At 66.2% G+C, this 16,729-nt stretch carries 14 protein-coding genes, 1 tRNA gene and 1 pseudogene; 2 read left to right on the top strand and 14 right to left on the bottom strand.

Going from position 1 to position 16,729, the window contains the following annotated elements; all coding sequences use genetic code 11:
• The 14 genes and pseudogenes from nuoN to ACFQE0_RS18235 form a co-directional block, all read right to left on the bottom strand.
• The gene (nuoN, locus tag ACFQE0_RS18300) at window positions 1-1,446 is read right to left on the bottom strand and encodes an NADH-quinone oxidoreductase subunit NuoN (RefSeq protein WP_378972205.1); all 1,446 of its coding nucleotides are present in this window, start codon (window positions 1,444-1,446) and stop codon (window positions 1-3) included.
• A gap of 10 nt (window positions 1,447-1,456) precedes the next feature.
• Complete coding sequence (locus tag ACFQE0_RS18295) at window positions 1,457-2,977, bottom strand: NADH-quinone oxidoreductase subunit M (RefSeq protein WP_378972202.1); 1,521 nt, start codon at window positions 2,975-2,977, stop codon at window positions 1,457-1,459.
• Between the two features lie 44 nt (window positions 2,978-3,021).
• Window positions 3,022-5,138, bottom strand: a pseudogene (nuoL, locus tag ACFQE0_RS18290) (NADH-quinone oxidoreductase subunit L).
• A gap of 62 nt (window positions 5,139-5,200) precedes the next feature.
• A complete protein-coding gene (nuoK, locus tag ACFQE0_RS18285; RefSeq protein WP_010686008.1) occupies window positions 5,201-5,506 on the bottom strand; it encodes an NADH-quinone oxidoreductase subunit NuoK in 306 nt (101 codons plus the stop codon).
• Between the two features lie 23 nt (window positions 5,507-5,529).
• Window positions 5,530-6,150 carry an NADH-quinone oxidoreductase subunit J gene (locus ACFQE0_RS18280; protein WP_378972199.1) on the bottom strand — a complete coding sequence of 207 codons (621 nt, stop codon included), beginning with the start codon at window positions 6,148-6,150 and terminating at the stop codon, window positions 5,530-5,532.
• 142 nt (window positions 6,151-6,292) lie between these two features.
• The gene (gene nuoI, locus ACFQE0_RS18275; protein WP_238206107.1) at window positions 6,293-6,781 is read right to left on the bottom strand and encodes an NADH-quinone oxidoreductase subunit NuoI; all 489 of its coding nucleotides are present in this window, start codon (window positions 6,779-6,781) and stop codon (window positions 6,293-6,295) included.
• A 26-nt stretch (window positions 6,782-6,807) separates the two neighbouring features.
• On the bottom strand, window positions 6,808-7,827 hold the full coding sequence (locus ACFQE0_RS18270; RefSeq protein WP_465264078.1) for an NADH-quinone oxidoreductase subunit H: 1,020 nt from the start codon (window positions 7,825-7,827) through the stop codon (window positions 6,808-6,810).
• Between the two features lie 9 nt (window positions 7,828-7,836).
• Window positions 7,837-9,918, bottom strand: a complete 2,082-nt coding sequence (nuoG, locus tag ACFQE0_RS18265) for an NADH-quinone oxidoreductase subunit NuoG (RefSeq protein WP_378972197.1) — start codon at window positions 9,916-9,918, stop codon at window positions 7,837-7,839.
• 190 nt (window positions 9,919-10,108) lie between these two features.
• On the bottom strand, window positions 10,109-11,368 hold the full coding sequence (nuoF, locus tag ACFQE0_RS18260; protein ID WP_378975562.1) for an NADH-quinone oxidoreductase subunit NuoF: 1,260 nt from the start codon (window positions 11,366-11,368) through the stop codon (window positions 10,109-10,111).
• Window positions 11,269-12,474 (bottom strand): NADH-quinone oxidoreductase subunit NuoE, encoded by a 1,206-nt coding sequence (gene nuoE / locus ACFQE0_RS18255; RefSeq protein WP_378972195.1) that lies wholly within the window; start codon window positions 12,472-12,474, stop codon window positions 11,269-11,271. Before nuoE ends, nuoF begins: the two co-directional genes overlap by 100 nt.
• Before the next feature lie 10 nt (window positions 12,475-12,484).
• Window positions 12,485-13,675, bottom strand: a complete 1,191-nt coding sequence (locus tag ACFQE0_RS18250) for an NADH-quinone oxidoreductase subunit D (RefSeq protein ID WP_378972192.1) — start codon at window positions 13,673-13,675, stop codon at window positions 12,485-12,487.
• A 15-nt stretch (window positions 13,676-13,690) separates the two neighbouring features.
• The gene (locus tag ACFQE0_RS18245; RefSeq protein ID WP_378972189.1) at window positions 13,691-14,338 is read right to left on the bottom strand and encodes an NADH-quinone oxidoreductase subunit C; all 648 of its coding nucleotides are present in this window, start codon (window positions 14,336-14,338) and stop codon (window positions 13,691-13,693) included.
• A 1-nt stretch (window position 14,339) separates the two neighbouring features.
• Complete coding sequence (locus ACFQE0_RS18240) at window positions 14,340-14,942, bottom strand: NuoB/complex I 20 kDa subunit family protein (protein WP_378972187.1); 603 nt, start codon at window positions 14,940-14,942, stop codon at window positions 14,340-14,342.
• 42 nt (window positions 14,943-14,984) lie between these two features.
• Window positions 14,985-15,350 carry an NADH-quinone oxidoreductase subunit A gene (locus ACFQE0_RS18235; RefSeq protein ID WP_378972184.1) on the bottom strand — a complete coding sequence of 122 codons (366 nt, stop codon included), beginning with the start codon at window positions 15,348-15,350 and terminating at the stop codon, window positions 14,985-14,987.
• Window positions 15,351-15,720: 370 nt separating this feature from the next.
• On the opposite strand from ACFQE0_RS18235, the gene ACFQE0_RS18230 reads away from it, so the two are divergent.
• Window positions 15,721-15,797, top strand: a tRNA-Asp gene (locus ACFQE0_RS18230).
• 187 nt (window positions 15,798-15,984) lie between these two features.
• Window positions 15,985-16,722, top strand: a complete 738-nt coding sequence (locus tag ACFQE0_RS18225; protein ID WP_378972182.1) for a sigma-70 family RNA polymerase sigma factor — start codon at window positions 15,985-15,987, stop codon at window positions 16,720-16,722.
• Window positions 16,723-16,729 lie beyond the last annotated feature (7 nt).

Raw genomic sequence — 16,729 nt, 5'->3', positions numbered from 1 at the left:
CTAGAAGAGGGATTTGGCCGCGTTCGCCGCAGCGGCCCGCAGGGGATGCGGCACCACGACGAACAGGATCACCACGATGCTCGACAGGGCGAGCACGACCCGCAGGCCCGGCGCCATGGCCTCGTAACGCTCCTTCGGCTCGTCGAAGTACATGATTTTGACGATACGCAGGTAGTAATAGGCGCCGACCACGCTGGTCACCACGCCGATCACCGCGAGCGTCACGAGACCCGCCTTAATGGCTGCCGCGAAGACGTAGTACTTCGCGAAGAACCCCGCGAGCGGCGGGATGCCGGCCAGTGAGAACATCATCGCCGCAAGGCAGAAGGCGAGCCACGGATGGGTCCGCGACAGACCCGACAGGTCGTCGATCGACTCGAACATCACGTCCCGGCGACGCAGGCTGAGGATGATCGCGAAGGTGCCGAGCGTCATCGCGAGGTAGATGATCATGTAGAGGACGAGGCCCTCGATTCCTTCCTGCGAGCCCGAGGCGAGGCCGATCAGCGCGTAGCCGATATTGGCGATCGACGAGTAGGCCATCAGACGCTTGATCGAGCGCTGCCCGATCGCCGCGAAGGAGCCGAGCGCCATCGAGACGATGGAGACGAACACGAAGATCTGCTGCCAGACCGCCGTGACGTCCGGCAGGGCGCCGATGAACACGCGCACCGTCATCGACACGGCCGCCATCTTCGGGGCGGCCGCGAAGAAGGCCGTCACCGGCGTTGGGGAGCCTTCGTAGACGTCGGGCGTCCACATGTGGAACGGCACGGCCGACATCTTGAAGCACACGCCCGCCGCGACGAACACGATGCCGAGCACGATGCCCGCGCCCGCCTGATCGTTCAGCGCCGACACGATGCCGGGGAAGGAGACGGTGCCGGTGAAGCCGTAGATCAGCGACGAGCCGTAGAGCAGCATGCCGGACGAGAGCGCGCCGAGCACGAAATACTTCAGGCCGGCCTCGGTGGAGCGGACGTCGTCCCGGTGGAAGGCGGCGATGACGTAGGCGGCGAGCGACTGAAGCTCCAGGCCGAGATAGAGGGCGATGAGGTCGTTGGCCGACACCATCACCATCATGCCGATCGTGCACAGCACGATGAGCACCGGAAACTCGAACCGGTCGATCTTCTCACGCTTGAAGTAGTCGTGCGCCAGCACGATCGCCGCCGACGAGCCGAGCAGCACCAGCGACTTCATCACCTTCGAGAAGGCATCGGACACGAAGGCGCCCGACAGGGTCGTGACCCGCCCGGTGGCCGGCTGCGACAGCACGGCGAACAGGGCGACGAGCAGCAGCACCAGGGCGCCGACGCTCACGGTCTCGGCGGAGCGTTCGCCCCGCCACGCGCCGTAGAGGATCAACACCATCACCCCGATGCCGAGGATCAGCTCGGGCAGGAGCGGTGCGAGGGATGGGAGGGCGGCGTGGACGGGCGGCATCGGAACGGCCTCAGCGCGGGACCGGCAGCGCAGCCGCCGCGGTCTGGGTGTTGGCGAGCGCGGCCTTCATGCCCGTCATCAACGCCTCGGTGGAAGGCGCGAACACGTCGAGCACGGGCGCGGGATGCACGCCGTAGTAGATGGTGAGGGCGACCAGCGGAGCGATGATGATCTTCTCGCGCAGGTCGAGGTCGAGGATGCCCTGAAGGTTGGACTTGTCGAGCTTCCCGTAGATCACGCGGGCGTAGAGCCACAGGGCGTAGCCCGCCGACAGGATGATGCCGAAGGTCGAGAAGAAGGCAACCATCGGGTTGGCCTTGAAGGCGCCCATCATCGACAGGAACTCGCCGACGAAGCCGGACGTGCCGGGCAGGCCGACATTGGCCATGGTGAACACCATCATCGCCGCCGCGTAGAGCGGCATGCGCTTCACGAGGCCGCCATAGGCCGCGATCTCGCGGGTGTGCATCCGGTCATAGACGACGCCGACGCAGAGGAAGAGCGCGCCGGAGACGATGCCGTGCGAGATCATCAGGAACAGCGCACCCTGGATGCCCTGCTCGTTGAGGGTGAACAGGCCGAGCGTCACGAAGCCCATATGGGCGACCGACGAGTAAGCGATGAGCTTCTTGATGTCGGTCTGCATCATCGCGGTGAGCGATGTGAAGATGATCGCGACCACCGAGAGGGCGAAGACGAGCGGCGCGAATTCCTGGCTCGCCAGCGGAAACATCGGCAGCGAGATCCGGATGAAGCCGTAGCCGCCGAGCTTGAGCAGGATGCCGGCCAGGATCACCGAGCCAGCCGTCGGCGCCTCGACGTGCGCGTCGGGAAGCCACGTATGGACCGGCCACATCGGCATCTTCACCGCGAAGGAGGCGAAGAAGGCGAGCCACAGCCACCATTGCAGGCCCGCCGGGAAGCGGTGCTGCAGCAGGGTCGGGATGTCGGTGGTCCCGGCCTCCCACTGCATCGCCATGATGGCGAGCAGCATCAGCACCGAGCCGAGCAGGGTGTAGAGGAAGAACTTGAAGCTCGCGTAGATCCGGCGCTTGCCGCCCCAGATGCCGATGATGAGGAACATCGGGATCAGGCCTGCTTCGAAGAACAGGTAGAACAGGACGAGGTCGAGGGCCTGGAACACGCCGATCATCGTGGTCTCCAGGACCAGGAAGGCGACGTAGTATTCCTTCACGCGGACCGTGATCGAGTTCCACGAGGCCCCGATGCAGAACGGCATCAGGAAGGTCGTGAGCAGCACGAGCGGCATGGAGAAGCCGTCGACGCCGAGCTTGAAGCGGATCGTCTCGGCGAGCCACGCATGGCTCTCCACGAGCTGGAAGCTCGACGAGGTGGCGTCATAGCGCGACCACGCCACCAGCGAGAGCACGAACACGACCAGGGTGGTCGCCAAGGCCGCCCAGCGGCTGTTGCGTGCCACCGACGCCTCGTCGCCATTCAGCGTGAGGATGAAGGCCGCTCCGAGGAGCGGCACGATCAGCAGACCGGAGAGGATGCCGAGGCCGAACATTTACTGCGTATTCCCCTCTGCCTGCCGCAACGAAGGCCGCCGCATCAGTGGCCACCCTTGGGAAGACCGGACATCAGGTACCAGCTCGATGAGGCCGGCGACGCCGATGAGCATGACGAACGCGTAGTGGTAGACGTAGCCGGTCTGGAGCCGGACCACCCCGCGGGTGACGTCCACGACGCGGGCGGCGACGCCGTTCGGGCCGAACCCGTCGATGATCCGGCCGTCACCCTCCTTCCAGAGGAACAGGCCGAACTTCTTCGCGGGACGCACGAAGATCGCGTCGTAAATCTCGTCCACGTACCACTTGTTGAGCAGGAAGCGGTACAGGCTCGGCTGCTGCGCCGCCAGGGCGCCCGGCAGTTCCGGCCGACGGATGTACATCCAGAAGGCGAGGACGAAGCCCAGGACCAGCATGATGAACGGGGCGTAGCTCACCAGCGCCGGGACGTGGTGGATATCATGCATGATGTGATTGTCGGGGCCGTGCGCCAGGGCGTGGCCCCAGAACGCGTCCATGCCCTCGCCGATGAAGCGGTTCTTGAAGATCAGGCCCGCGAACAAGGCGCCGAAGGCCAGCACCGCCAGCGGGATCGTCATGACCAGCGGGCTCTCGTGCGGCGTGTGATCGCCGTGATGGCCATGGCCGTGATGGTCATCCGCGACGAGGTCGCTGTGATGCGCGGGCTCGATGTCGTGACCCTTGTTGTCGTGGGCCGCACCCTCGGTGTGGCCCGGAGCGCCATCCGCCTCGTGCGCCATGGCCGAATGGGCCACCGCCGGGTGGGCATGGTCGTCGTGATGCCCGTGGGCATGCACGCCCCAGCGCGCCGGACCCTCGAAGGTCATGAAGAACAGGCGCCAGGAGTAGAACGAGGTGAAGAAGGCCGCGATCACCGTGCACAGGAAGGCCAGGGTGTGGCCGGGCCGGGTCGAGGCATAGGCCGCCTCGATGATCGCGTCCTTCGAGTAGTAGCCGGCGGTGAAGGGGAAGCCGATCAGCGCCAGGGTGCCGATCGCCATCATCGCGCAGGTGAAGGGGATGTAGCGGCGCAGCGCCCCCATATTCCGCATGTCCTGCTCGTGGTGCATCGCGTGGATGACCGAGCCGGCCCCGAGGAACAGCAGTGCCTTGAAGAAGGCGTGGGTGAACAGGTGGAACACGCCCGCCGAGTAGGCGCCGACGCCGAGCGCCACGAACATGTAGCCGAGCCTGCGAGCAGGTCGAGTACGCGATGACGCGCTTGATGTCGTTCTGAACGAGGCCGACGGTCGCCGCGAAGAAGGCGGTGATGCCGCCGATGACCGTCACGACGATCAACGCGTTCGGCGCCACCTCGAACAGCGGCGAAAGCCGGGCGACCATGAACACGCCCGCCGTCACCATGGTCGCGGCGTGGATGAGCGCCGAAACCGGGGTCGGGCCTTCCATCGCGTCCGGCAGCCACGTGTGCAGCAGGAACTGCGCCGACTTGCCCATGGCGCCCATGAACAGGAGCAGGCAGGCGAGCGTCAGGGCGTTCCAGTCATAGCCGAGGAAGTGGAAGCTCAGGTCCTTCACGGTGTCGATCTTCGGGAAGATCCCGTCGAAGGCCACCGAGCCGAACAGCACGAAGACGAGGAAGATGCCGAGCGAGAACCCGAAATCGCCGACGCGGTTCACGATGAACGCCTTCATCGCGGCGGCGTTGGCCGAGGGCTTCTCGTACCAGAAGCCGATCAGCAGGTAGGAGGCGAGACCGACGCCTTCCCAGCCGAAGAACATCTGAACGAGGTTGTCCGCCGTCACCAGCATGAGCATGGCGAAGGTGAAGAGCGACAGGTACGCGAAGAAGCGCGGACGGTGCGGATCCTCGTGCATGTAGCCGATGGAGTAGAGGTGCACGAGGGTCGAGACCGAGGTCACGACCACGAGCATCACCCGCGTCAGCGTGTCGATGCGGAAGGCCCAGTCGACCGTCAGGTCGCCGGCGGTGAACCAAGAGGCCACCTGCACCCGCACCTCGGGGCCACCGTCGACGAAGACGCCCCAGGCGATCAGGGCCGAAAAGGCAAGGCAGGCCGTGGTGATCAGCTCGCAGGTTCGCGCGCCGAGGTAGCGCCCGAACAGGCCGGCGGTCAGGGCGCCGATGAGCGGGAAGAAGACGATCGCGTGGTACATCGGGGGAAGGCTGTCCGTCTTCGCGTCGGGCGGGGCGGGTTGGGAGACGACGAAGGGCTCGATCAGCCCTTCATCATGCTCACGTCCTCGACCGCGATCGATCCACGGTTGCGGAAGAACACCACCAGGATGGCGAGGCCGATGGCCGATTCGGCTGCTGCGACGGTCAGCACGAACAGGGCGAAGACCTGTCCGGTGATGTCGTTAAGCTGGGTCGAGAAGGCCACGAGGTTGATGTTGACCGAGAGCAGGATCAGCTCGACCGACATCAGGATGACGATGATGTTCTTGCGGTTGATGAAGATGCCGAGCACGCCGAGCGTGAACAGGATCGCCGCGACGGTGAGGTAGTGGCTGAGGCCGATCATCGTTCAAAAACCTCCGGCGGGCATCAGACTTCCACGCCCTGCCGCGAGGGCACCTTGCGGGTCTCAACGGCGGTGGCCTGGGTGCGGGCGTTCTGCACCGCGATATTCTGGCGCTTCACGCCCGGGCGATCCCGCAGCGTCAGCACGATCGCACCGATCATCGCCACAAGGAGGATGAGGCCGGCGATCTGGAAGAAGTACGCGTACTCCGTGTAGATCACGCGGCCCAGCGCCTGGGCGTTGGTGACGTTTTCGGCGCTCGCGACATTGCCCAGGGGCGCCTGCACGAGGCCCGGATCGATGGTCCAGGAGCCGACGACCAGCAGCAGCTCGACCAGGAAGATCGCACCGATTAGCGCGCCGATCGGCAGGTATTGCTGGAAGCCCTGGCGCAGCTCGGCGAAATCCACGTCGAGCATCATCACCACGAACAGGAACAGCACGGCGACGGCGCCGACATAGACGACCACGAGGATCATCGCGAGAAACTCGGCGCCCATCAGAACGAAGAGTCCCGCCGCGTTCACGAAGGCGAGAATCAGGAACAGCACGGATGCGACGGGATTGCGGGATGCAATCACCATGAAACCGGACGCGACCGTGATGCTCGCGAACAGATAGAAGAAGGCGGCTGCTGCGGTCATGCGCTTGGTGCGTCCGGCCGCTCGCGCGGCCCCTTCTGCCTCGGTGGCGTCAGGCCGCCGCAGGCGGCCCGTCTATAGAACCCGGCCCGAGCCGGCACAACGGTTTTGCCGCATTGCGGCGGCGGACAGGCGGGCGTGCCTGTCAGCGGTAGGGCGCGTCCATCGCGATGTTGCGCGCGATCTCGCGCTCCCAGCGATCCCCGTTCAGGAGCAATTTCTGCTTGTCGTACAGCAGCTCCTCGCGGGTCTCGGTCGAGAACTCGAAGTTCGGCCCCTCGACGATGGCATCGACCGGGCAGGCCTCCTGGCACATGCCGCAATAGATGCACTTCACCATGTCGATGTCGTAGCGCGTGGTACGCCGTGTGCCGTCGTTCCGGCGCGGGCCGGCCTCGATGGTGATGGCCTGGGCTGGGCAGATCGCCTCGCACAGCTTGCAGGCGATGCACCGTTCCTCACCGTTGGGGTAGCGCCGCAGGGCGTGTTCGCCCCGGAAGCGCGGACCCCGGTGACCCATCTCGAACGGGTAGTTGATCGTGGCCTTCGGCTTGAAGAAGTAGCGCATGCCGAGAACCATCCCGGACACGAACTCCTTCAGCAGGAGGCTCTTGGCAATCTGATCGAGCTTCATGCCCGGATCTCCGAAGTTCCGTGACGTCAGGCGCCGGGGGCGAGGCCGGCGACCTTGAGAACGAAGGCCACCACGACGACGCAGACGAGGGACAGGGGCAGAAACACCTTCCAGCCCAGCCGCATCAGTTGGTCGTAGCGGTAGCGCGGCACGATGGACTTCACCATCGCGAACATGAAGAACAGGAAGCTCGCCTTCAGCACGAACCAGATCACGCCCGGCACCCAGGTGAAGGGCGCGAAGGGATCGGCGAGAGCCAGCCGCCCAGGAAGAGCACCGTACCCAGCGCGCACATGGTCATGATGGCCACGTACTCGCCCAGCATGAACAGCAGGTACGGGGTCGAGGAGTACTCGACCATGTAACCGGCCACGAGCCGATTCAGCCTCCGGCAGATCGAAGGGCGGGCGATTCGTCTCGGCCAGCGCCGAGATGAAGAACACCACGAACATTGGGAACAGCCACAGCCAGTACCAGCCGAACAGGCCGAGGCTCGTATCCTGCGCCGTCACGATCCGCGTGAGGTTGAGCGAGCCCGCGCACATCAGCACGCAGATGATTACGAAGCCCAGAGAGACCTCGTAGGAGATCATCTGCGCCGCCGAGCGGAGCGCTCCGAGGAAGGCATATTTCGAGTTCGACGCCCAGCCGCCCATAATGACGCCGTACACGCCGAGCGACGAGATCGCGAAGATGTAGGTGATGCCGACATTGATGTCGGCGATGGCCCAGCCGTCGGCGATCGGCATCACCGCCCAGCTCGACAGGGCGAGCATGGCGAAGACCAGCGGCGCCAGCAGATAGATTGCCTTGTTGGCGCCCGCCGGGATCACCGGCTCCTTCAGCACGAACTTGAGCAAATCCGCGAAGGACTGGAACAGGCCGTAGGGACCGACCACGTTCGGGCCGCGCCGCAGCTGCACCGCCGCCCAGATCTTGCGATCGGCCAGCAGGGCATAGGCGATGAAGACGAGGAGCGCCGCGAGCAACACGAAGCTCTTCAGCGCGATCAGGAGCACGGTCCCGACCATTTCCAGGGGCGTCATCGAGCTCTCCTACTCGGCGGCCGCGAGGGGCGCCGGCTCGGCCGCACGCTGGCGGGCGAGCCGCGAGCACTCGGCCAGCACGCGCGAGGCGCGGGCGATCGGGTTGGTCAGGTAGAAATCACCGACCGGCGACACGAAGGCCCCGGTCCCGGTCTCGCCGCCGCGCTGGATCAACGCCGCGACAGCGCCCGCCACGTCACCATGCTCCACAGCATCGACGCCAGCGAAATGCGGGTGCGCCGCGTAGAGCGCCTTGCGCAGCGCGATGAGCGAATCGAACGGCAGGCGCTTGCCGAGCACGTCCGACAGGGCACGCAGGATCGCCCAATCCTCGCGGGCATCGCCCGGCGGGAAGCCCGCCCGGTTCGCGACCTGAACGCGGCCTTCGAGGTTCACGTAAGTCGCGTTCTTCTCAGTATAGGCAGCGCCCGGCAGGATCACGTCGGCACGGGAGGCGCCCTTGTCGCCGTGGGTGCCCTGGTAGACTACGAACGCGCCGGGGGCGATCTCGCACTCGTCCGCGCCAAGGTTGAACAGCACGTCGACGCCGTTGCCGACGATCATCTCGCCGAAGGTCAGGCCGCCCTCCCCCGGCACGAAGCCGAGATCGAGGGCGCCGACCCGTGCGGCGGCATGGTGCAGCACGCCGAAGCCCGGACGGCCCTCGGCCGTCGCGCCGATCGCGTCCGCGAGCTTGGCGGCGGCGGCCATCACGCCGGGGGAGACGTTCGCACCGACGATGACGAGCGGCGCCTGCGCCTCCTTGAGAGTCTCGAGGAAGCTGTGCTCGCCCCGGGTCAGAGCGGCCAATGATTCGGAACCCGCGCCGAGATAGTGGCTCGGATAGGTCAGGTCGATCTGCTCGCCGATGACGCCCACCGCCAGCGGGGCCATGCGCCACCGCTTACGGATGCGCACGTTCAGCAAGGACGCTTCCGTACGCGGGTTGGCACCGACGATCAGGATCGCGTCCGCCGCTTCGATCCCCGCGACGGTCGGGTTGAACAGGTAGCTCGCCCGGCCGAGCGCCGGATCGAGGGCCGCGCCGGTCTGGCGGCAATCGAGGTTCGGCGAGCCGAGGCTGCGGATCAGTTCGCGTAGGGCGAAGGTTTCTTCCACGGCGGCGAGATCGCCGACGATGGCGCCGATGCGCTTCGGATCCGTGCCCTTCACCTTGGCCGCGATGGCCTGGAACGCCTCGCCCCAGGAAGCCGGACGCAGGCGCCCGTTCTCGCGCAGGTACGGCCGGTCGAGGCGCTGCATCCGCAGGCCGTCCACGACGTGGCGCGTCTTGTCGGAGATCCACTCCTCGTTGATGTCCTCGTTCACCCGCGGCTCGATCTGCATGACCTCGCGGCCACGGGTGTCGACGCGGATCGCCGAACCCACGGCGTCCATCACGTCGACCGATTCGGTCTTGGACAGCTCCCAGGGGCGGACGTTGTAGCTTTGCGGCTTATGGACGAGAGCGCCCACCGGGCAGAGGTCGGCGACGTTGCCTTGAAGCTCCGAGGCCATGGACTGCTCGAGGTAGGAGGTGATCTCCATGTCCTCGCCGCGCCCGATGGCGCCGAGATCCGGCACGCCTGCGACTTCCGCGAGGAAGCGCACGCAGCGGGTGCAATGGATGCAGCGGTTCATCGCGGTCCGCACCAGCGGGCCGATATGCTTCTCTTCGACCGCCCGCTTGTTCTCCTGGTAACGGGTCGAATCGACGCCGTAGGCCATCGCCTGGTCCTGCAGGTCGCAATGGCCGCCCTGGTCGCAGATCGGGCAATCGAGCGGGTGGTTGATGAGGAGAAACTCCATCACCCCCTCGCGGGCCTTCTTGGTGAGACCCGAGCGCGTCAGCACCTCCGGCGGCTCGCCATTCGGGCCGGGGCGGCAATCCTTCACCGCATAGGCGCAGGAGGCGACGGGTTTCGGCGCGCCTTTCAACTCCACGAGGCACATGCGGCAATTGCCGGCGATGGACAGCCGCTCGTGGAAGCAGAAGCGCGGGATCTCCGCCCCGGCGACCTCACACGCCTGGAGCAGCGTGTAGTCGGCCGGAACCTCGACCTCGGTGCCGTCGATGAGGATCTTGGTCATCGCATCGTCTCGAAATCTGGCACGAACGCTCGAGTGCTCGGCTCACCCGCATCCTCATCCTGAGGTGCGAGGCGGAGCCGAGCCTCGAAGGAGGCCTCCAGCCTGCCGCGCGACCCCTGGAGGTCTCCTTCGAGGCCCGCTGACACGGGCATCGCAGGATGAGGCTGTGGGCTGGAGTCGCTTGTCATCATCACTCCGCTGCCATCGGCACCGGGTCGGAATGCGGGTTCGCGCTGTACTGGTCGATCCGCTTCTCGATCTCGGGGCGGAAGTGGCGGATGAGGCCCTGGATCGGCCAGGCCGCCGCGTCGCCGAGCGCACAGATCGTGTGGCCCTCGATCTGCTTCGTCACCTCGAACAGCATGTCGATCTCGCGCTTCTGCGCCCGGCCCTCGGCCATGCGCGTCAGCACCCGCCACATCCAGCCGGTGCCCTCGCGACAGGGCGTGCACTGCCCGCAAGATTCGTGCTTGTAGAAGTACGAGATGCGCGCGATCGCGCCGACGATGTCGGTGGACCTGTCCAGCACGATCACCGCCGCCGTGCCCAGGCCGGAGCCGAGGTTGCGCAGGGTGTCGAAGTCCATCTTGGCGTCGATGATCTGCTCGGCGGGCACCAGCGGCACCGAAGAACCGCCGGGAATCGAGCAGAGCAGGTTGTCCCAGCCGCCGCGCATGCCGCCGCAATGCTTGTCGATCAGCTCGCGGAAGGTGATGCCCAACTCCTCCTCGACGTTGCACGGCTTGTTGACGTGCCCCGAGACGCAGAAGAGCTTCGTGCCGGTGTTGTTCTTGCCGCCGAGGCCGGCGAACCACGAGGCACCCCGGCGCAGGATCGTGCCCGCCACCGCGATCGACTCGACGTTGTTCACCGTCGTGGGGCAGCCATAGAGACCCATATTGGCCGGGAAAGGCGGCTTCAGCCGCGGCATCCCCTTCTTGCCCTCGAGGCTCTCGATGAGGGCCGTCTCCTCGCCGCAGATATACGCGCCCGCGCCGTGGTGGACGTAGATGTCGAACGGGTAGTCGTGGACGTTCGACGGTCCGACGAGGCGCGCCTCGTAGGCCTCATCGACGGCCTTCTGCAGGGCGTGCTTCTCAGCGACATACTCGCCGCGGATATAAACGTAGCAGGCGTGCGCGCCCATGGCGAAGCAGGCCAGCATGCAGCCTTCGATCAGGAGATGCGGGTCATGCCGCATAATCTCCCGATCCTTGCAGGTGCCCGGCTCCGACTCGTCGGCATTGACCACGAGGTAGTGCGGTCGCCCGTCCGACTTCTTGGGCATGAACGACCATTTCAGGCCGGTCGGGAAGCCCGCGCCGCCACGGCCGCGCAGGCCGGAGGCCTTCATCTCTTCGATGATCCAGTCGCGACCCTGTTCCAGAAGGAACTTGGTCCCGTCCCAGGCGCCGCGCTTCTTCGCGGCGTCGAGACCCGGCGAATGCAGGCCGTAGAGGTTGGTGAAGATGCGATCCTGATCTGCGAGCATGTCAGGTCCTCACTGATCCTTGCGGGTCGTGTCGAGCTTCTCCTCGACCGCTTCGCTGGCGCCCGTGGCTTCCGGCGGCGGCGGGGGATATCCCGACCCGGCAATTCCTGGCCGCCCTCGTCACCGGCGGCGGGCTCACCCTCGGCGACACGCTTGGCGGGCGAATCGAGGGCATCCGAATCGTGCTGGCGGGCGCCGCCATGCTTGGCGAGCGAGTGGCCGCGCTCGGCGGCGTCGGCCCGATCCTCCGGTTTCACCGGCTCCTCGCCATTGGCGGCACGCTGAGCGGGGGCGTCCGAGACGGTCCGCTCCACCGGGCGCCCGGCATCGGGCCGGGCCGGCTTCGGGTTGGTGGCGGCCTGCTGCGCGGCGGCCTCGGCCTCATTGGCCTTGGCGGCCCCGGCCTCCTCCGCCTTCTCGAACCGCTTACGCCACGCGCCGACCCGCGACCCGTCGAACAGGGTCTCGTCGGTCAGGGTATTCACGGCGCCCTGCGGCTCGGAGGAGGTCCGGCCCGTCTGCGAGCCGATCTTGACCGGGCGGCCCGCCGCGAGGTCGTCCATCAGCTTGCCGAGGGATTCCGGCGTCAGGTCCTCGTAATAGTCCTGATTGATCTGGACCATCGGCGCGTTGCAGCACGCCCCCAGGCACTCGACCTCCAGCCAGGAGAAATTGCCGTCCGCCGAGACATGGCCGGGCGGGCCGAGGCGCTTCTCCAGCATCCCCTTCAACTGGCGTGCGCCGCAGGAATCGCACGGCACCGTGCCGCAGAGCTGGATCCAGAACCGGCCCACCGGCTCCAAGGCGAACATCGTGTAGAAGGTCGCCACCTCGAGCACGCGGATCTTCGGCATGCCGAGTTCCTCGGCCACCGCCTCGATCGCCTTCTGGGGCAGCCAGCCGCCATTCTGCTCCTGGGCGCGCCAAAGGAGCGGAATCACGGCCGAAGCCTGCCGCCCTTCCGGGTACTTCGCGATCTGGTGCTTGGCCCACTCCGCGTTCTCGGGAGTGAAGGCGAAGGTTTGGGGTTGCTCAGAGGCGGGGGCGAGTCTGCGGTTGGCCATCGCTGCTGTCTTACCGATCCACTTCGCCGAACACGATGTCGAGCGTGCCGAGCACGCAGGACACGTCGGCCAGAAGGTGCCCGCGGCACATCCAGTCCATCGCCTGCAAATGCGCAAATCCCGGAGCCCGGATCTTGCAACGGTACGGCTTGTTGGTGCCGTCCGACACGAGATACACGCCGAACTCGCCTTTGGGCGCCTCGACCGCGGCGTAGACCTCGCCCTCAGGGACGTGGAAGCCCTCGGTGTAGAGCTTGAAGTGGTGGATGAGCGCTTCCATCGAGCGCTTCATCTCCCGGCGCGGCGGCGGCGCGAACTTGCCGTCAACGGAGGCGATCGGCCCCTGTCCGGCGGGCTCGCGCAGCTTGGCGCAGCACTGCTTCATGATCTTGGCCGATTCCCGCATCTCTTCCATGCGGATGACCTGCCGGTCGTAGGTGTCGCCGTTCTTGCCCACGGGGATGTCGAAATCCATCTCCTCGTAGCACTCGTAGGGCTGGCTCTTGCGCAGGTCCCACGGGATGCCGGAGCCGCGCACCATCACGCCGGAGAAGCCCCACTCCATCGCCTCGTCCACCGAGACGATGCCGATATCGACGTTGCGCTGCTTGAAGATGCGGCTCTCCATGACGAGCGCATCGAGGTCGTTCACCACTTGCAGGAACGGGTCGCAGAAGGCGTCGATATCGTCGATGAGCTTGGGCGGCAGGTCCTGGTGGACGCCGCCGGGCCGGAAATAGTTGGCGTGGAGCCGGGCGCCGGAGGCCCGCTCGTAGAAGATCATCAGCTTCTCGCGCTCCTCGAAGCCCCAGAGCGGGGGCGTGAGGGCGCCGACATCCATCGCCTGCGTCGTGACGTTCAGGAGGTGCGACAGCAGCCGCCCGATCTCACAATACAGGGTGCGGATCAGCTTCGCCCGGCGCGGCACCTCGATGCCCGCGAGCTTCTCGATCGCGAGGCAGAAGGCGTGCTCCTGATTCATCGGCGACACGTAGTCGAGCCGGTCGAAATAGGGCGTCGCCTGGACGTAGGTCTTGTGCTCGATCAGCTTCTCGGTTCCGCGGTGAAGCAGGCCGATATGCGGATCGACGCGCTCGACCACCTCGCCGTCGAGCTCCAGCACGAGGCGCAGCACGCCGTGCGCCGCCGGGTGCTGCGGGCCGAAATTGATCGCAAAGTTGCGGATGTTGTGCTCAGTCACGACGACCTCCGCGCCTCAGGCCGACTTCTTCTCATCGCCCGGGAGCACGTAATCCGTGCCCTCCCACGGCGAGAGAAAGTCGAAGTTCCGGAATTCCTGCGTCAGCTGGACCGGCTCGTACACGACGCGGCCTTCGTCCTGGTCGTAGCGAACCTCGACGAAGCCGGTGAGCGGGAAGTCCTTGCGCAGGGGATGGCCCTCGAATCCGTAATCGGTCAGCAGCCGACGCAGGTCGGGGTGGCCCGAGAACAGGATGCCGTAAAGATCGTAGGCCTCGCGCTCGAACCAGTTCGCGGCCGGGAAGACCTCGATCACCGAGGGGACGGGCGTGGTTTCGTCCGTCTGCACCTTCACCCGGATGCGCGCGTTATGACGCAGCGACAGCAGGTGATAGACGACGTCGAACCGCCTCTCCCGCTGCGGGTAATCGACCCCGCAGATGTCGATGAAGCAGCGGAAGCTGCAAGCTGGGTCGTCGCGCAGGTAGGTCAGCGCGTAGACGATGTCCGAGGCCTGCACGACGAGGGTCAGTTCGCCGAAGGCGATGGTCCGCGAGACCACGGCCGGGCCCAGCGCGCCGCCGATGCGCTCGGACAGGGCGGTCAGCGCCGCCTCGCCGCTCTCGGTGAGCGTGTGGGCGAGGATCGAGATGCCGTTCGTCATGTCAGCGCTCGATCGTCCCGATGCGGCGGATCTTCTTCTGGAGCAGGAGCACCCCGTAGAGCAGCGCCTCCGCGGTCGGCGGGCAGCCCGGAACGTAGATGTCCACCGGCACCACCCGGTCGCAGCCGCGCACCACCGAATAGGAGTAGTGGTAGTAGCCGCCGCCGTTGGCACAGGAGCCCATCGAGATGACGTAGCGGGGCTCCGGCATCTGGTCGTAGACCTTGCGCAGGGCCGGGGCCATCTTGTTGGTCAGCGTGCCGGCCACGATCATCACGTCCGACTGGCGTGGTGAGGCGCGCGGGGCAAAGCCGAAGCGCTCGCAATCGTAGCGCGGCATCGACATCTGCATCATCTCGACCGCGCAGCAGGCGAGGCCGAAGGTCATCCACATCAGCGAGCCGGTGCGCGCCCAGTTGATCAGCTCGTCCGCGCTGGTCAGCAGGAAGCCGCGATCGGCCAACTCGTCGCTGATCGACAGGAAGGTGGGATCGTCCGCGCCGATCGGGCGGCCGGTGTTCGGGTCGATGATGCCCTTCGGCTGCGGCGCGAAAGCCGGGGTCCGGGGCGAAATCGGTGAAGAGGGGTCTTGGATCAGGGCCATGCAGCGCCTCGAAATCTGTGCGGTCTCAGGGCTTTTCGGGGCTTAGTCCCACTCGAGGGCGCCCTTGCGCCACTCGTAGACGAAGCCAACGGTAAGCACCCCGAGGAAGACCATCATCGACCAGAAGCCGTACCATCCCAGTTCCCCAAACGTGATGGCCCAGGGGAACAGGAAGGCGACCTCAAGGTCGAAGATGATGAACAGGATGGCGACGAGGTAGAAGCGCACGTCGAACTTCATGCGCGCGTCATCGAAGGCGTTGAAGCCGCACTCGTAGGCCGACAGCTTCTCCGGATCCGGTGCCTTGAAGGCAACCAGAAACGGGACCACCAGAAGGGCGGTGGCGATGAAGAGCGCCACCCCGATGAAGACGATGAGCGGCAGATAATCCGCCAGCAATCCGGTCATTGCCCGAGCCTCACGAGACGAGGAACGGGTGCGGCGCGAGGCCGGACCGGCTCCCCCAGTGGAATTGTTCTTATGCCAGGATGCGTTTGCCGGTGGCTTAGTCGAGGCGCCGCCGCATGACAATGGGCGTTCCGCGACGCACAAACGGCGTTGTCTCATCGAGATGGGTACGCGCGGTGCTGAGCGCAGACGGCAGAAGCGCGCATGGGGCAGAGCGACGCCTGCGACCAAGGTGCCTTCGCGGCTTCGGCCAAGCTTTCTCGCCAGGGATGCGTTTTTCCTGCGCGACTCGCGCTTGACAGGGGGAGCCCGCCCCCATAAACCCCGCCTCGTCGCTCGGCACTGAGGTGCCTCCGAAGCGGCCGCCCGCGCGGGCGTAGCTCAGTTGGTTAGAGTGCCGGCCTGTCACGCCGGAGGTCGCGGGTTCGAGCCCCGTCGCCCGCGCCACTTCAGAACGTTCCCAAACATCTTTGTCGCTAGAATCGGCGTCCAGATCGCCTCCTGCGTCATGTTCGGCGCAAGGTTGGTATGGCCGTACCGGTTAATGCATGTTGCGGCGGTCGCCGGATGAACGCGCGACACTCCAGGTCCTGACGGGGGCAATTTGCTCTCGCGCTGTCTTTCAGCGGACCTGATGACTGAGCCCGACGTAGCGATCCTCGACGGCGAGGCTGGCCCCGCCCTCCCCGATTCCATTCGCCGCCATCTCGGCGCGCTCTTGAGGGCTGCCTACGAGGACGCTCCACGAGAGCCTGACGGCTTCGCGGATCTGCTCTCGCGCCTGGACAAGGCGCTGGGGCAAACCGGACGCTTGGGCGCGGATGATGAAGAGGCGTTCCGCACGGGGCTGCTGGCGAGCGTCCCGGCCTTGCGTCGCTTCGCCCTGTCGCTCGCGCGCGAACCCGCTGCCGCCGACGATCTCGTGCAGGACGCCCTGCTACGCGCGTGGCGCGGGCGCGGTGGCTTTTCGCCTGGGACGAACCTCGAAGCGTGGCTGTTCACGATCTTGCGGAACGTCTTCTACAGCCGCCATCGCCGACAGACCCGTGAGGTGCCTGATAGCGACGGCGATTATGCCGGCCGTCTTGCTGCCGCCCCCGAGCAGGGCGGCCATCTGGACCTTCAGGACGTCCGCGCCGCCCTCGACCGCCTCGCTCCCGTGATGAGGGAGGCCCTGGTTCTCGTGGGCATTGAGAACATGAGCTACGAGGAGGCTGCTGCCGTGATGGAATGCCAGATCGGCACGGCCAAGAGCCGCGTGTGGCGGGCACGGGCGCAACTCGCCCGCATGCTCGGCTATGGCGGCGCCGATATTGGCAGCGACGGCGTGACCCTCTCGGCGCTGGGCACTGTGAGCGACGCCTCGGTCTAGAAGAATG

It is taken from the genome of Methylobacterium komagatae, assembly GCF_042661665.1.
Classification (GTDB): domain Bacteria; phylum Pseudomonadota; class Alphaproteobacteria; order Rhizobiales; family Beijerinckiaceae; genus Methylobacterium; species Methylobacterium komagatae.
Note: the sequence above shows the minus strand (reverse complement) of the source record. Positions and strands in the feature narration are given on the sequence as shown.

Bases quoted from the DNA above. Each gene is read 5' to 3' on its own strand.
- ACFQE0_RS18225 (WP_378972182.1), top strand. From the start codon at position 15,985: ATGACTGAGCCCGACGTAGCGATCCTCGACGGCGAGGCTGGCCCCGCC.
- nuoI (WP_238206107.1), bottom strand. From the start codon at position 6,781: ATGAAGCTCGATCAGATTGCCAAGAGCCTCCTGCTGAAGGAGTTCGTG.
- ACFQE0_RS18245 (WP_378972189.1), bottom strand. From the start codon at position 14,338: ATGACGAACGGCATCTCGATCCTCGCCCACACGCTCACCGAGAGCGGC.
- nuoG (WP_378972197.1), bottom strand. From the start codon at position 9,918: ATGACCAAGATCCTCATCGACGGCACCGAGGTCGAGGTTCCGGCCGAC.
- ACFQE0_RS18240 (WP_378972187.1), bottom strand. From the start codon at position 14,942: ATGGCCCTGATCCAAGACCCCTCTTCACCGATTTCGCCCCGGACCCCG.
- nuoK (WP_010686008.1), bottom strand. From the start codon at position 5,506: ATGATCGGCCTCAGCCACTACCTCACCGTCGCGGCGATCCTGTTCACG.
- nuoE (WP_378972195.1), bottom strand. From the start codon at position 12,474: ATGGCCAACCGCAGACTCGCCCCCGCCTCTGAGCAACCCCAAACCTTC.
- ACFQE0_RS18295 (WP_378972202.1), bottom strand. From the start codon at position 2,977: ATGTTCGGCCTCGGCATCCTCTCCGGTCTGCTGATCGTGCCGCTCCTC.
- ACFQE0_RS18270 (WP_465264078.1), bottom strand. From the start codon at position 7,827: ATGACGCCCCTGGAAATGGTCGGGACCGTGCTCCTGATCGCGCTGAAG.
- nuoN (WP_378972205.1), bottom strand. From the start codon at position 1,446: ATGCCGCCCGTCCACGCCGCCCTCCCATCCCTCGCACCGCTCCTGCCC.
- ACFQE0_RS18280 (WP_378972199.1), bottom strand. From the start codon at position 6,150: ATGACCGCAGCAGCCGCCTTCTTCTATCTGTTCGCGAGCATCACGGTC.
- ACFQE0_RS18235 (WP_378972184.1), bottom strand. From the start codon at position 15,350: ATGACCGGATTGCTGGCGGATTATCTGCCGCTCATCGTCTTCATCGGG.